This is a genomic window from Streptomyces sparsus, assembly GCF_054776295.1.
Genome location: NZ_BAAHCA010000282.1, coordinates 1 through 1376, shown reverse-complemented (window position 1 = coordinate 1376; position 1376 = coordinate 1). Strand labels below are relative to the sequence as shown.

1 protein-coding gene is annotated in these 1376 nt (G+C 75.9%); it reads left to right on the top strand.

The window, feature by feature from the left end; genetic code table 11:
* The first annotated feature begins 79 nt into the window (after positions 1 to 79).
* Entirely contained in the window at positions 80 to 1339 is a 1260-nt protein-coding gene (locus tag ACYVE9_RS14410) for an alpha/beta fold hydrolase (protein ID WP_461028237.1), read from the top strand.
* Positions 1340 to 1376: the final 37 nt, after the last annotated feature.

Below are 1376 nucleotides of genomic sequence, written 5' to 3'. Positions count from 1 at the left end.
CCCCCCCCCCCCCCCCCCCCCCCCCCCCCCCCTCCCCCCCCCCCCCCGCCGCGCCACCGACCCCGACCGCCGGCGCGGCATCCTGCTCGCCGTCAACGGCGGACCAGGCGGCGACTGGGGGCTGGGCCGCGACCTGCCGGGCAAGTTCACCGGCCGGCCCGCGCACGGCAACCACGACCTGATCGGCTTCGACCCGCGCGGCATGGGCGCTTCCACCCCGCTGCACGCCGAAGTCACCGTGCCCAAGGCCCCGTTCGACTCCCGTCCGCCGGACGACGCCTTCGGCGCCCTGGCCGAGGACATGCGGCAGCGGGAACTCGGCTGCGAGCGGGGCGGCGGCGACCTCCGCCCGCACATCAGCACCCGCAACACCGCCCGGGACATGGACCTGATCCGGGCCGTGCTCGGCGAGGAGCGCCTCAACTTCGTCGGCTACGCCTACGGCGCCTACGTCGGCGCCGTCTACGGCAGCATGTTCCCCGACCGGCTGGACCGCAGCGTGCTCGACTCCTGCGTCAACCCCGACTGGACGTGGCGCGAGCAGTTCCTCTGGCAGGGCGACGCGGTGCAGCGCAACGTCGACCGCTGGGCGGAGTGGACAGCCGCCCGGCACAGCCGGTTCGGTCTCGGCACCGAGCCCGCGGAGGTGCTGGCCACCGTCGAGGAGGTCGTCGCACTGCTGGAGCAGGACCCGGAGGGCCCCGGGCTGCGCACCCTCCTCGACGGTGCCGTCGGCAACCGGGCCACCGACCGCGCCCAGTGGCAGACGCTCGCCACGCTCGTCGCCGACCTGCGGACGGCCGGCGACGCCCGCGACTTCGCGGCGGCCCGCGGACTGCTCGCCCAGCAGGGCACCTGGCGGCCCACCGACAGCGAGGGCGACCTGCGCATCGGCGTGCTGGAGGCCATCACGCTCGAACACGAGTGGCCGACCGACCTGGAGGTCTACCACCGGGACATGCGCGACTTCCGCGCCCGCTTCCCCTACGGCTACGGCGTGCTGCGCGCCCAGCCGTGGGTCGGCGCGTTCCGCACCTTCCAGCCCCTGGAGCCGCCGGTGACCGTCGAGCGCAAGGGCTACCCGGTGGGCCTCGTCGTCCAGGCCGACGGCGACCCGCTCGACCACTACGCGGGCGGCGTCGCGATGGCCGAGCGCCTGGGCCACCACCTGCTGACCGTCGAGGACTCCGGCGACCACGAGGTGTACGCCCTGGCCGGCAACCCGGACGTCGACGCCGTCGTCGACCGCTACCTCGCCGACGGCGAACTGCCGCCCGGCGACGTCACCGTGCCCGGCACCACGCCCCGCCCGGACGTCCCCGCCGACCCACCCGCCTGACACGTCCCCCACGGCGGCCGGCAACCACGGAGGGGCT